The 14,033-nt window shown below is 50.7% G+C and carries 12 protein-coding genes; 10 read left to right on the forward strand and 2 right to left on the reverse strand.

The window, feature by feature from the left end; translation table 11 throughout:
- The first annotated feature begins 6 nt into the window (after positions 1-6).
- From RAL90_RS07255 to RAL90_RS07300, 10 genes are all read left to right on the forward strand, one after another.
- The gene (locus tag RAL90_RS07255; protein WP_306253847.1) at positions 7-843 is read left to right on the forward strand and encodes a phosphatidate cytidylyltransferase; all 837 of its coding nucleotides are present in this window, start codon (positions 7-9) and stop codon (positions 841-843) included.
- A 12-nt stretch (positions 844-855) separates the two neighbouring features.
- A complete protein-coding gene (gene dxr / locus RAL90_RS07260; RefSeq protein ID WP_306253848.1) occupies positions 856-2,094 on the forward strand; it encodes a 1-deoxy-D-xylulose-5-phosphate reductoisomerase in 1,239 nt (412 codons plus the stop codon).
- A gap of 45 nt (positions 2,095-2,139) precedes the next feature.
- The gene (locus RAL90_RS07265) at positions 2,140-3,411 is read left to right on the forward strand and encodes an RIP metalloprotease (protein WP_306253849.1); all 1,272 of its coding nucleotides are present in this window, start codon (positions 2,140-2,142) and stop codon (positions 3,409-3,411) included.
- 64 nt (positions 3,412-3,475) lie between these two features.
- Entirely contained in the window at positions 3,476-6,016 is a 2,541-nt protein-coding gene (bamA, locus tag RAL90_RS07270; protein WP_306253850.1) for an outer membrane protein assembly factor BamA, read from the forward strand.
- Positions 6,017-6,153: 137 nt separating this feature from the next.
- Positions 6,154-6,705, forward strand: a complete 552-nt coding sequence (locus tag RAL90_RS07275; RefSeq protein ID WP_306253851.1) for an OmpH family outer membrane protein — start codon at positions 6,154-6,156, stop codon at positions 6,703-6,705.
- Between the two features lie 111 nt (positions 6,706-6,816).
- Positions 6,817-7,842 (forward strand): UDP-3-O-(3-hydroxymyristoyl)glucosamine N-acyltransferase, encoded by a 1,026-nt coding sequence (gene lpxD / locus RAL90_RS07280; protein WP_306253852.1) that lies wholly within the window; start codon positions 6,817-6,819, stop codon positions 7,840-7,842.
- A 16-nt stretch (positions 7,843-7,858) separates the two neighbouring features.
- Entirely contained in the window at positions 7,859-8,335 is a 477-nt protein-coding gene (gene fabZ, locus RAL90_RS07285) for a 3-hydroxyacyl-ACP dehydratase FabZ (RefSeq protein ID WP_372340448.1), read from the forward strand.
- Positions 8,336-8,337: 2 nt separating this feature from the next.
- Positions 8,338-9,132 (forward strand): acyl-ACP--UDP-N-acetylglucosamine O-acyltransferase, encoded by a 795-nt coding sequence (gene lpxA / locus RAL90_RS07290; RefSeq protein WP_306253854.1) that lies wholly within the window; start codon positions 8,338-8,340, stop codon positions 9,130-9,132.
- 3 nt (positions 9,133-9,135) lie between these two features.
- On the forward strand, positions 9,136-10,002 hold the full coding sequence (locus tag RAL90_RS07295) for an LpxI family protein (protein ID WP_306253855.1): 867 nt from the start codon (positions 9,136-9,138) through the stop codon (positions 10,000-10,002).
- A gap of 11 nt (positions 10,003-10,013) precedes the next feature.
- Positions 10,014-11,177, forward strand: coding sequence for a lipid-A-disaccharide synthase (locus RAL90_RS07300; RefSeq protein WP_306253856.1), 1,164 nt, complete (start codon positions 10,014-10,016; stop codon positions 11,175-11,177).
- A 1-nt stretch (position 11,178) separates the two neighbouring features.
- Here RAL90_RS07300 and gltA read toward each other — a convergent pair whose 3' ends face one another.
- Complete coding sequence (gltA, locus tag RAL90_RS07305; RefSeq protein WP_372340449.1) at positions 11,179-12,483, reverse strand: citrate synthase; 1,305 nt, start codon at positions 12,481-12,483, stop codon at positions 11,179-11,181.
- Between the two features lie 127 nt (positions 12,484-12,610).
- Complete coding sequence (gene gltX, locus RAL90_RS07310) at positions 12,611-14,014, reverse strand: glutamate--tRNA ligase (RefSeq protein WP_306253858.1); 1,404 nt, start codon at positions 14,012-14,014, stop codon at positions 12,611-12,613.
- Positions 14,015-14,033 lie beyond the last annotated feature (19 nt).

Genomic DNA, 14,033 nt, shown 5'->3' on the forward strand with positions numbered 1-14,033 from the left:
CTCGCCATGAAGCCCGCAGAAAATTCCCCCTGGCAGGCACTTGCCGCAAGCAAAGTATTCAAGCGGACTGTGATGATCCTGCTGCTCGCACCCGTTGCCATACTGATTGTCTGGTTCGGGGGCCGGATGTTCTCAGCGCTTATTGCCTTTACGAGTATCGTTCTGGTTTTTGAATGGACCCGGATTGTTGACCGGACGGAATTTTCCACTGCTTTCTATGTCCTGTCTTTCACTGCTATTTCATCAATCTTTCTGGCAGCCGGAGGATCATACCAACTGGCATATGCAACGGCCCTGGCTGGCGGGCTTATCAGCGCCATTTCCGAGCGACTGAAAGGGCGCTCCTCACAATGGCCGATGATCGGTATTTTTTATCTCATCATGCCGTGCATCGCCTTTGTCTGGATACGCAACGGACCAGAGACAGGCCGCAGCTTGACCCTGTTGTTGCTGGTCGCTGTATGGGCAACGGATATCGGGGCCTATGTCTTTGGTAAAATGATCGGCGGTCCGCTGATGGCCCCTGCTATTTCTCCCGGCAAGACCTGGGCTGGTGCCTTTGGGGGCATTCTGACGGCCATGACCTGCTGCAGCTTTATTGCCTTGCTGGGCAGCGAGAACTGGTCCATCTGGGTTTTGGCCATGATCGGTATCAGCCTTTCCATAGCAACGATTGTCGGTGATTTTGCCGAGTCTGCGCTCAAGCGTTATTTCGGGATCAAAGACTCAGGTGGTTTCATTCCGGGCCATGGCGGTCTCCTCGACAGGCTGGACGGAATGCTTTTTGCCACAGCTGCATTGGCATTGGTGCTATTCATCTATAGCTTCACATCGACGGGATAACGAGGAAACGGGATGAACCTGCCATTGCAGTCTGTGAAGACAGATCATGTATCAAACGCAAAAGATCAGGTGCCGCGGCGCATCAGCATCTTTGGCTCTACGGGCTCGGTCGGAGAGAACACGCTGGATCTCATCAGCTTTGCGCAGTCAAACGGCGCCGCCAACATGGAAGTTGTCGCATTGACTGCGAATCGCAACGCGCGCCTTCTGGCCGAGCAGGCAATACGTTATGGAGCAGATTTTGCTGTCGTCGCTGACGATAAAAAATACGATGAGTTGAAGGCGCATTTGCAAGGCACCGAGATTGCGTGCGGCGCAGGTGACGCTGCCATGCTCGAAGCGGCCGAGATGGAGGCTGACTGGGTTATGGCAGCCATCGTAGGCGCTGCCGGACTGCAGCCTACACTCACAGCAGCGCGACGCGGTGCTGATATCGCTTTCGCCAACAAGGAATGCCTGGTTTGCGCTGGCAGTGTCTTTACAGGTGCCATGAAGCAGGGGGGCGGTCGCCTTCTACCCGTCGATTCTGAACATAACGCCATTTTTCAGGTCTACGACTTCGATAGACCGGAGCGCATTACCCGCATCCTGCTGACAGCTTCCGGCGGACCGTTCCGCACTTGGACACGCGCGCAGATGGCAGCCGTAAGTGTGGAACAGGCTGTCGCCCATCCCAACTGGTCCATGGGCGCAAAGATTTCAATCGATAGCGCCACCATGATGAACAAAGGTCTGGAACTCATTGAAGCTGCTAGGCTTTTCCCGACGCCTTCAAGTGATATTGAGATTATTGTTCATCCGCAATCTGTCATCCATTCCATGGTCGAATATGTTGACGGCTCGGTTCTGGCGCAGATGGGGACGCCGGATATGCGCACGCCAATCGCCTCCGCTCTGGCCTGGCCGGACCGCGTTGCCTCACCCAGCCCGAAGCTGGATTTCAGCAATCTTGCTAACCTGACCTTTGAGGAGGCTGATGCGGAAAAGTTTCCAGCTTTACGCCTTTCCAGAGAGGCTTTGGAACTTGACGGGCTGGCGCCAACCGCGCTGAATGCTGCAAATGAGATCGCAGTCGAGGCCTTTCTGAAACGTCATCTAAAATTTCTGGACATTACTGCTGTCACAGAGCAGGTTTTGACTTCATTCGGATTTGCAAAGTGTGACGGCGAGATTACGCTGGAGGATGTTCTGGAAACTGACAAGGAAGCACGCCGAAAAGCGTCTGATATAGTTGCAACTCTCTCCGCTTAGCCCCTCAAACACTTCAAATCTGTCCAGGTGATACGAGCTATATAAATGGATATTATCTTCGGTTTGCTGGTCACACTGGCGTCTTTCATCGTTCTTTTGTCGTTTATCGTATTTTTCCACGAACTCGGCCACTTTCAGGTGGCACGTTGGTGCGGCGTAAAAGTGGACGTATTCTCTATCGGGTTTGGCCCGGTACTCCTCAGAAGGACCGACAGACAGGGCACCGAATGGCGCATCAGTGCGTTGCCTCTGGGGGGGTTCGTCAAGTTTTTTGGCGATGCCGGACCGGCCTCAGCACCATCTTCAGAGGTTAATGAAGAGAAATCTGCCGATAACGCGGATAGTTCTGACGACACTCCGGGCATGACCCAGTTTCCAAAAGGCAGCGAAAGAGACGAGCTTGAACACCGCCTGACCGCAGAAGAGAAAGCTGTCTGCTTTCATTTCAAGCCGTTATGGCAAAGAGCAGCGATCGTCGCTGCCGGGCCAATGGCGAACTTCGTTCTGGCGATCGCGATCTTTTTTGTTCTGCTCATGTCGCTTGGTGAAACGGTACGAGAGGCAAGAATTGTCTCTGTGGAGCCGGATTCACCTGCTGCGATAGCCGGTTTCGAACCAGGTGACAAAGTGCTGTCGGTTGAAGGCAAGAGAGTGCGCGACTGGACTGACCTTACCCAGGCCGTGAAACTCGGCACCGGTGAAGAACTTGATTTTGAAGTCGAGCGCAACAACTCAGTTATTTTGTTGCGTGCCACACCTGAGCGCCGCGAAATGCTTGATCGCTATGGCAACACCGTCAGCGCAGGTTTTCTGGGGGTCAGCTCTACGCCTGAGTTTCAGAATGTTCGCTACGGACCGCTCGAGGCTATGGGAAAATCCATTGCCCGGGTTGGCGATATGATTGGCCTGACGGTGAAGTTTCTCGGCCGTATAATCCTGGGTAAAGAAGATTTCTCGCAACTTGGCGGACCCGTCAAAATTGCCAAATATGCCGGTCAATCTACCATGTCCGGCTTTGACGAGGCTGTGCCCGAAGAAGTCAGTCTTGGGCGCAGACTGCTTATTAGTCTTGTGGATTTCGTGCAGATGGCAGCAATGATCTCGATCAGCGTGGGTTTCCTCAATCTGCTGCCTGTGCCGGTGCTGGATGGCGGGCATCTGGTGTTTTACGCCTATGAGGCGATTGCCGGAAAACCCTTGAGTGAGGCGGTGCAGGCATTCAGCTTCAGAATCGGGATTGTTATTTTGCTGTTCTTGATGGTATTCGTCACTTGGAATGACATTAGTCAGGAATTCCTATCGAAACTGACCGGATAACCATCCGGGGCTGAAAGGCCAAACTTAAGGGTATGACATGAGTATAACTGGGCAGGGGTCTTCCATGGGAAATCGTAAAGTATCAAGTCTTACAGCAGCTTTTCTGTTTGCTGTCTCAGGCATGGCGACTTTTGCAACCGGCACTTTAGTGAGTGGGGGCAGTGCCATTGCCCAGGAAGGCGGCGTTCTGGTTCAGCAGGTGCTGGTGCGTGGTAACCAGCGTATTGAGGCTGATACTGTCCGCTCGTATCTCATCATTCAGCCGGGTAGTCGCGTCGACCAGCAGTCTCTCGACGTTGCGCTGAAAACCCTTTTCGCAACAGGTCTTTTCAAGGACGTTAACCTTTCCCTCAACGATAATGTTGTTCTCGTTGAGGTTGAAGAAAACCCGATCGTCAACAGGGTGATCTTTGAGGGCAACAAGCAAACTAAAGAAGACAAGTTCAACGAAGAAATTCAATTGGCACCTCGCGCAGTATACACAGTTGCAAAAGTGCAATCGGATGTTCAGCGCGTAATCGAAGTTTATCGTCGCTCTGGTCGCTTTGCGGCTACTGTTACGCCTAAGACAGTGCAACTCCCCCAGAACCGTGTTGATATCATTTTTGAAATTGATGAAGGGCCAACTACAGGTGTTGCCAAAGTGAACTTCTCTGGGAATGAGGTCTTCTCAGACAAGGACTTACGGGATGTTGTCCTTACGTCAGAGAGCCGCTGGTACAAGTTTTTTGAGAGTAATGACAATTATGATCCGGATCGTCTTGAATATGATCGGGAATTGTTGCGGCAGCATTATACCAGATTGGGCTATGCTGATTTTCAAGTGGTCGCTGCGACAGCTGAATTAACCTCTGATCGGGGAGACTTTTTTATCAGCTTTCAGGTCGAGGAAGGACCGAAATACGATTTTGGCAAGATAAATGTCAAAACGACGCTCTCCAAAGTGAACGAGTCATTGCTGGAACGCAGTCTACCCATACGCAGTGGCACAACCTTTAATAGCGAACTTATTGAAAACGCCGTAGAGTCTATCACTTATGCCACCGGTATTTCCGGTTACGCCTTTGTAGACGTAAATCCTCGTTTGACACGAAATGAGGAAGCGAAAACCGTCGATATTACTTTCGAGGTTAATGAGGGGCCTAGGGTTTATGTCGAACGTATCAATATCGGGGGTAATACACGTACACTCGATCCTGTTATCCGGCGCGAAATCAACCTTGTAGAGGGCGATGCCTTTAACCGCGTACTTGTTGACCGTTCACAGCGCCGTGTTAATGGATTGGGCTTTTTCAGCGATGTTGCCATTAGTGAACTACCTGGATCTGCTCCTGACCGGACAGTTCTCGATGTACAAGTTGCCGAACAATCCACTGGCTCCTTCTCAGTTGGGGCAGGTATATCATCACAAGATAGTTTTATCGCAAACCTTTCTGTCTCTGAGCGCAATCTACTAGGGCGCGGCCAATTCTTGCAGCTTGATTTGAGAGCTAGCGCACGTACGCAATCTGCGACAGTGCGATTCAGAGAACCCTATTTCCTTGGTAGAAATCTGGCGGCAGGTTTCGACCTGTTTAGTAGTAGCGTAGATTTTGAGGAATCAGGTTTTGTTAGAGATAGTCTGGGTGCCGGGGTTAATATGAGTTTTCCGGTTTCAGATTCTGGTAGGCTGGGGCTGAGCTACACACTTAGAAATGATAATCTGGAAATTAGTCAGCCAGGAATACAGTCAGTTGCAGGCACTTTAGATCTGAATAACCCTTCAGAACTACAAACTGTTCTGATCGCAGGCGCTACTCCGGACGACATCACTGTTGACGCTAACGGACAACAGGTCGTTCGAGCTGATTTTTGTGATTTTGTTGTAAATCAGTTAGACTCAACATGTGAATCTCGAGGCGAGTTTCTAACGTCAGCTGTTGGTTACAGTCTGAATTACAATAAATTAAACAATCCTTTTCTACCCTCGCGTGGTTGGCGCATAGGTATTAGTCAGGCTTTTTCTGGTTTGGGCGGGGACGTACAGAATCTGAAAACTACCGTTCAAGGTGCTTATTATCGCCCTCTTCCTTTTGACTTCGTGGGCGCACTGAAATTTGACGTCGGTTACGTTGACGGTTGGGGTGATGACAATATCCGCATATCCGATCGATTCTTTAAAGGCGGCGCCTCCTTCCGTGGGTTCGAGGTTGCTGGGGTCGGACCCCGCAGAGTATTTCAAGATGGTACTCCTGGTGGAGGACGAGGCAGGGCACTTGGCGCGAAAACCTATGCAGTTGGTTCATTGGAGGCACGTATTCCGCTGCCTATTCCTGATCAATACGATATCAATACGTCCCTTTTCACTGATTTTGGCACGGTCGGCATCATTGATGAGGAAAGTAAAATCCTTAACGATGATGTGACGAATTTTGTTGACTTCAACGGTGACGGAATTTTTGATGAGCCGATCCAGGATGACATGTCTATTCGCGTTTCCGCCGGCATTAGTATCGACTGGCGTTCACCATTCGGACCGGTGCGTATTGATCTTGCTGAAGTGCTGATACAGGAAGATTATGATCAGACAGAAGCGTTCCGTTTCAGTGCTGGTGGTCAATTCTAGAACTGGCATGGTTTTTTAATCAGATAGGGGAAGATAACCTTTTTGGGACAGGTGGTATTATGAGTGTAAGAAGTTTTACAAAATTATGTAGCGTTATGGCCTTGGCTGTTGCGGGGAGCTTTGCAAGCAGTCTCGGTATGAGTACTGTTGTAGCACAGGAAGAAGCAGCTCCTGTCATCCTGATTGTTGATCAGTCCAGACTTCTGGCAACTTCAAAGGCAGGAAAATCTGTTACCGAGCAAATGCAGGCCTTGCAGACTACTGCAAACAAGGAGCTTGAGGAGACTATCGGTATGATTATCGCCGAAGCCGAAGAATTGAAGTCAAAAGAAGGCAGCATGGATGAGTCTGTGTATCTTGCCGAGGCACAAAGACTGGCTATTGCACAAAACAACATTCCCATGTTGCGCGAAATCAAGGTGCGTGAACTACAAGCCGCTGAACAAAAGGCACTTGGAGAAATCAGTGAAATCATGCGTCCTATCCTCAAAGAGATCGTTGACTCCAGAGGTGCCACACTTTTGCTTGACCGTTCCGCTGTCATGTATGCCTCAACGGATACAGACATAACAGAATATGTACTGGGCAAACTGGATGAAGAAATCACCACTGTGAAGGTCGAGCGCATTGATCTGATCCAGCAGCGGTTGGCAGCGCAACAACGTGCCGCCGCCTCACAGCAGCAATAATATTTTCCAAAATGGAATAGTAAGGCCCGTCCTATGACGGGCCTTTTTCTTGAGTTTTTTTGTCACGTGAGCTTGCCGTTTCAAGGACAAGCAATCTAGGTAAGCAGGATCATGATAGATTCACGGTTTTTCCAATCAGCCAGCCCACTGTCTATTGCTGAACTGCAGCAACTATTGGGCAAAAAGGCGGTCGCGACAGGGGCACAAGCTTACGTGAGCCATGTAGCAGACTTTTCAGACAATGATCTTGAAGGGGCGGTCATTTTCATCACTGATGCAAAATACCTGTCGGAAAAACCGAAAAGCCTGCCGTCCGTTTGTCTGATTTCTCCGAAAGTTGCAGCTAAAGCTAACCTGAGTACAGACTTGCCGGGTGTAACAATCCTGGAGACGCCTAACCCACGCGCTGATTTTGCAACAATTGCTATTGCGCTACATAAAAGCATCGCTGAGGAAGTTGGTTATGGTGATCGCAAGGATGCGATTATCGATGATAGCGCTAACATTGACCCAAGTGTGATCATCGGGGCAGGGGCAAACATTGCCGCAGATGTCACGATTTGCGCAAACAGCGTGATTGGTCCGGGCGTGAGTATCGGGCCGGGTTCGATCATCGGGGCTAATGTTTCTATCACGCACGCCCGGCTTGGATCGCATACACGCATTTCCAGCGGTGCGAGAATAGGTGAAGCTGGTTTTGGCTTTGTGCAGATTGATGGCAAGCAACGTCGAATACCGCAGCTTGGCCGCGTTATCATTGGTGATGAAGTTGAAATTGGTGCAAATACAACAGTTGATCGTGGGGCGTTGAATGACACTATCATTGGTGCGCAAACCAAGATCGACAATCTTGTACAGATCGGCCACAACTGCCGGATAGGGGCACGATGTGCTATCGCCTCTCAAACTGGCATATCCGGCAGTACAAGCCTTGGCGACGACGTGATGATTGGTGGACAGGTAGGATTGGCCGACCACTTGTCTATTGGTGATGGTGTTGTCATTGTTGGTCGTGCCGGTTTGATGAAAGACATACCCGCTGGTGAGAAATGGGGGGGATACCCTGCAAAGCCAGCGCGGCAATGGTTCAAGGAAGTTGCCGCTGTAAGCAAACTTGCCGGCACCGGTAAAAAATAAACAAGAGAAAAGATTGATGAGCGATATTGAGCAAAAGGATTATCTGGACCCTCTCGACATTCTTGCCTTGATGGAACTGCTGCCGCATCGCTACCCGATGCTGATGGTCGACAAAATCATCAACATTACACCAGATAATGGGGCAACAGGTATCAAGAACGTTTCAATAAACGAACCTTATTTTCAGGGGCATTTCCCCGGTAAACCCGTGATGCCGGGCGTCTTGATCATTGAATCAATGGCGCAGACTGCTGCAGCTTATACGGCGTATGCTGAGAAACTGGACACAAAAGGTAAAGTGGTCCTTTTTATGGGACTGGATAAAGTCAAATTCCGGCGCCCGGTTGTACCTGGTGACCAGTTGGAAATACATGTCAAAACCTCACAGAAAAGACCACCCGTCTGGAAATATGAGAGTAAAGCTATCGTTGATGGCAAAGTGGTCGCCGAAGCAAATTATGCCGCTATGCTGGCAGATCCCGGAGGCATTTGACCATGGCAGACACAGTCATCCATCCGACGGCAATAATTGAGGACGGGGCCAGTCTGGGAACAGGTGTAAGGGTGGGGCCCTTCTGTCATATCGGCAGTAAGGCCGTTCTGGAGGATGATGTCATTCTCAAGAGCCATGTTGTTATTGACGGAAATACGATAATAGGTGAGCGGACTAATATCGCCCCCTTTGCCTCACTTGGCAGCGCACCACAGCATCTTGGCTACAAGGGTGAGGATACAAAACTCATCATAGGACAGGACAATAATATCCGTGAATATGTTACCATGAACCCCGGCACCGTTAGTGGGCGTGGCCAGACTGTGGTGGGTAATGGTTGTCTTTTCATGGCCTCTACTCATGTCGCCCATGACTGCATCGTGGGCAATAACGTTATCATGGCAAATAACGCTACCCTGGGCGGGCATGTTTCGGTGCAGGATTTTGTCTTCATGGGCGGCATGTCAGCCGTGCACCAATATTGCCGTGTAGGCATATATGCTTTTGTTGGCGCGGCCGCACTCGTGACGACAGACGTTATACCATATGGGTCTGTGATCGGAAATCATGCGCGCCTCGAAGGATTGAATATCGTTGGTATGAAGCGTCGCAATACGCCGCGCGCGGTGATTCACAAGATACGATCTGCTTACAGACTTCTTTTTGCGCAAGAGGGCACATTACAGGAGCGCATTGAAGACGTGTCAGAAATGTTCAGTGACAGCGAAGAAGTATCCAGAATAATCAGCTTTATAAAAGCTGAAAGTTCTCGCCCTCTGTGCACACCGAAAGCCTGACATATGCAACGCTGGACCAGATTGGGAATTATTGCCGGGGGTGGTCAGCTACCCTTAAAGCTGGCCCAGACCTGCAAGGCCGCCGGAAAACCATACTTCGTTATCCGACTCAAGGGGTATGCCGACGATTCGCTCGCTGGTTTCGATGGTGAAGAATGTGGTATTGCCGAATTGGGAAAGACCATACGATTACTCAAGCAGGAATCCTGCGATGCGATTGTTATGGCAGGCCTTGTACCAAGGCCAAATTTTTCGGTGTTGAAACCTGATTGGCGCGGTGCCGCATTGCTCCCCAAAGCCTTATCCGCTGCGCGCAAGGGCGATGGCGCCATTTTGAATGTACTCGTTGACACCTTTGAAGCAGAAGGCTTTCTGGTCATTGGTGCTGAAGAAGTAGCAGAGGATTTGCTCGCCCCATCAGGGCATCTGGGCAGTGTTCAGCCGACAGTTAAAGACAAATCTGATATGCGAAAAGCGGCGGACGTTATACGCGCTCTCGGGCCATTTGACATCGGGCAGGGAGCCATTGTCAGAAATGGCTTTGTGCTGGCTATTGAAGCTGCCGAGGGAACGGACCAGATGCTACGTCGGTGTGCCAATCTACCCGAAGACATGAAAGGGTATGAGCCTGACGAGACACAGGAGCGACGGGGCGTTCTGCTTAAAAGACCAAAGCCCGGGCAGGAGCTGCGTGTTGACCTGCCAACGATTGGTGTAGAGACGATCAGAGGGGCTGCCGCTGCTGGTTTGGCTGGCATAGCCATCGAGGCGGATGCCGCCTTGATTATGGACCGGCAATCCCTGATTACACTTGCTGACAGGGAAGGGCTTTTCGTGTACGGGTTTAACGAAAGCGACCTTCAAAGCTGAGGCAATTATAAGTGACCAAACCACTTAAAGTCCTGCTGGCCGCAATTGAGCCTTCTGGCGATGCGCTTGGAGCAAGCCTATATAAAGTGCTCAAAAAATCACTGCCTGACGACACGGTATTTTTCGGATGTGGTGGCATGTTGATGGAACAGGAAGGTTTCTCAAGCTCTTTCCCGGTCGATGAGTTTTCCATCATTGGGCTGACAGGTTTCCTCAAGGCAATTCCTGAAGGTGTAAAGAGAGCCCGAGAGATAGGGCAGCTTGCAGCCAGCCTTCAGGCCGATATTGGTATCTATATTGACGGCTGGGCGTTTAGCTGGAGAGCTGCAAGATACACCAAAATGTATTCACCTGATACATTGACGGTCAAATATGCTGCGCCGCAGATATGGGCCTCAAGACCGGGCAGGGTTGAGCGCGTTAAACAGCATTTTGACTCGGTGCTGACATTGCTGCCTTTTGAACCGGCATGGTTCAGGGATGCTGGCATTCACGCTGAATTTGTGGGCAATCCAAATTTCCAGACTGTTTATGCTCAGAGTATGGACGGTGCCGGTTTCAGAGAAAAATATAACCTCGAAGGCAAGTCTATTCTTGTCGCTTTACCCGGCAGCAGGAAGTCTGAAGTGTCGCATTTGGCACCGGTGTATGGCGATATATTTACTGCACTTGCCGACAGGAACTCAGCTCTTTCTATTGTTATCCCGCCAGCGCCTAATGTTGCCAGTCTGGTGAAAGACTCTTTTGCTGACCATCAGGATCTGATCACTTTTATTCAGCCAGAGGAGCGTTTTGACGCCTTTAATGCTGCAACGGCAGCGCTGGCAGCATCTGGTACGGTGACGACAGAACTTGCCATCGCCGGAACACCAATGATTGTCGCTTACAAGACGGACCCGCTAACGGCTTTCTGGGCTAAATCTGTTGTGACCACTGATTATGTGACGATCCTGAACAATGCAGCAGGGCGCGAAGTAATTCCGGAATTTTTACAGGAAGACTGTACCGCTGAATTAATTGCCCCAGTGCTTGAGATATTGCTAACGGATGACACCGAACAGACCATACAGAAAAAAGCCTTCGGACAACTTCTTTCTGATCTTGATGTCGACAAGGAACCAGCGGCTGAAAAGGCCGCTGAAGTGATCCTGTCATTACTAAACGAGCGGCAGTAACTTAACGCTGATTGCGATTGATAAAGTCGCGCTGAGGTGCACCAGTATATATCTGCCGTGGGCGTCCAATTCTCTGGTTCGGATCTTCTATCATCTCTGACCATTGTGCAATCCAGCCAACAGTACGGGCGAGCGCAAACAGCACAGTAAACATGTCGGTCGGGAAGCCTAGTGCCCGCAGCGTAATGCCAGAGTAGAAATCAATATTCGGATAGAGTTTTTTCTCGACAAAATACTCATCTTCAAGGGCAATTTTCTCCAGCTCCAGTGCGATATCAAGGAGTGGTTCATTCTTGATCTGCAGGGCATCCAGCACTTCATGGCAGGCCTGCTGCATGACTTTCGCGCGGGGGTCATAATTCTTGTAAACACGGTGGCCAAAACCCATCAACCGGAACGGGTCAGACTTGTCCTTGGCTTTGGCGACATATTCCGGGATACGATCAACAGAGCCAATTTCTGCCAGCATATTCAGAGCGGCTTCATTCGCACCACCATGGGAAGGACCCCAAAGACAGGCGATACCAGCTGCAATGCAGGCGAACGGATTGGCGTTGGACGAACCAGCCAGGCGAACCGTAGACGTCGACGCGTTCTGCTCGTGGTCCATATGCAGAATGAAAATCTTGTCGAGTGCGTCTGCCAGCACTCGATTGACTTCATAATCTTCCGCAGAGACCTGAAAACACATCTGCATAAAATTCTCTGTGTATCCAAGGTCATTCCGAGGAGACACGAACGCCTGACCAACACTGTATTTGTAGGCCATCGCCGCGATCGTCGGCATTTTGGCGATCATTCTGTGTGTTGCGATCCGGCGCTGCTCAGGATCGTTAATGTCAGTTGAGTCGTGGTAAAAAGCAGACAGCGCACCGACAGCACCACACATGATCGCCATCGGATGCGCATCCCGGCGGAAACCGCTCAGGAAATTCTTGAACTGCTCGTGCACCATGGTGTGGTAAGTGATGTCGTGCTTGAATTGCTGATATTGATTTTCACTTGGCAACTCGCCATCCAGCAACAAATAAGCAACTTCTATAAAGTCGGAGTTTTCAGCAAGCTGATCAATCGGATAGCCGCGATAAAGGAGGATACCTTCATCACCATCAATGAATGTGATTTGCGATTCACAACTTGCAGTTGAAGTGAAGCCGGGATCAAGCGTGAACAGACCGGTATCTTTATAGAACTTGGATATATCAACGACATTCGGGCCATGCGTGCCGCTATAGACACCAAACTCAACGTCCTTGCCACTCACATTCATCGATACATTACCGGCAGGCTTGATCTTGCTTTCCATCATATCTCTCCATTGTGCGCTGCAGCGCATAGTGATTTCGCGCGATACTAGAAGTCTTGCTGAAATTATCCAGTCTCTAAGCTGTAAAAATTATCACAAACTGACGCGTATCGATCTCAGGCGGTATTCAGCTTATCTGATAATCCAGTCTGGCGAGGGCCACGTCTCTGCCAAGGACATACAAAACCTGACCAAGAGATGGTGAGGGATTCCCCCCTGTCAAAGCTGCCCTGACCGGTGGGCCAATCTGCCCGAATCCGACATCTTTTGCTTCTGCATGTTGTTGCAATGCTTCTTCAAGCTGCGTTTCGTCCCATGCGCTCATCTGCGTCAGGAGGTCACGCACCTCTTTCAGCGTATCAAGGGCACCTTCCTTCTTGAGGGGTTTGGCGGCCTTGCCTGTGAGGTCAAATGGTTCTGCTGCCATAATAAACATGGCGGCCGTTGCGGTGTCTGCCAGGTTGCTGGCACGCTCTTTCAGAAATGGGACGGCCCGTAATAATTGTTCATTCTGTTCTTGCGTAATGCTGAGACCAGCCTGTTGCAGGAATGGCGTTGCCAGTTCAATGAACCTGTCTGGTTCAAGATCGCGCAGATAATGCGCGTTAATATAGTCCAGCTTGTCCAGATCAAGCCGGGCCGGGGACTTGTTGATACCACTGAAATCAAACCACTTTTTCGCATTGTCGACAGGGATGATTTCATCATCACCATGCGCCCATCCAAGACGCAGCAAATAATTCGACAGTCCTTCTGGCAGATACCCAAGGTCACGGTAGGCTTCCACGCCGAGCGCACCATGGCGTTTTGACAGTTTGGCACCGTCAGAGCCGTGGATCAGGGGAATGTGGGCGAAAACGGGTGTTGTCCAGCCCAAGGCGTCATAAAGCTGCATCTGGCGTGCGCCGTTGATCAGATGATCGTCGCCGCGAATGATATGCGTCACAGCCATATCGTGATCGTCTACGACCACAGCCAGCATATATGTGGGCGTACCGTCTGAGCGTAATAGCACCATGTCATCAAGCACGGCGACAGAAAACCTCACCTCTCCCTGTACCTGGTCGGGTAGTCTGAGATCGCCGCTTGAGGGTGCCTTGAGGCGAATAGCATATGGCCCATCAGGCGTCTGGCCCTCATGATCCCGCCACGGGCTCTCGAAACGGGTGTTGTTTTCTCTGGCATGCTGCCGGGCTGCATCCAGTTCTTCACCGGTAAGCCAGCATCGATAGGCATGACCTGCTGAAAGAAGCTGCCGGGCCACTTCGGCATGACGTTCGGCTCTGGCGAATTGCGAAATCGGCTCGCCATCCCAATCAATCCCGAGCCAACTAAGCCCGTCGAGAATCGCTGCCACGGCAGCTTCATTGTGGCGAGCCCGGTCTGTGTCTTCGATCCTGAGCAGAAACTGACCTTGACCGGCTGCTTTCTCTCCTCTGGCATACAGCCAGTTGAAGAGCGCTGTTCGGGCCCCGCCGATATGCAGGTACCCGGTTGGGGAGGGGGCAAAGCGCGTGACAATACTGTTCATTGCGGACAAGTGATCCTGT

Source organism: Parvularcula sp. IMCC14364 (assembly GCF_030758415.1).
Lineage (GTDB): Bacteria > Pseudomonadota > Alphaproteobacteria > Caulobacterales > Parvularculaceae > Aquisalinus.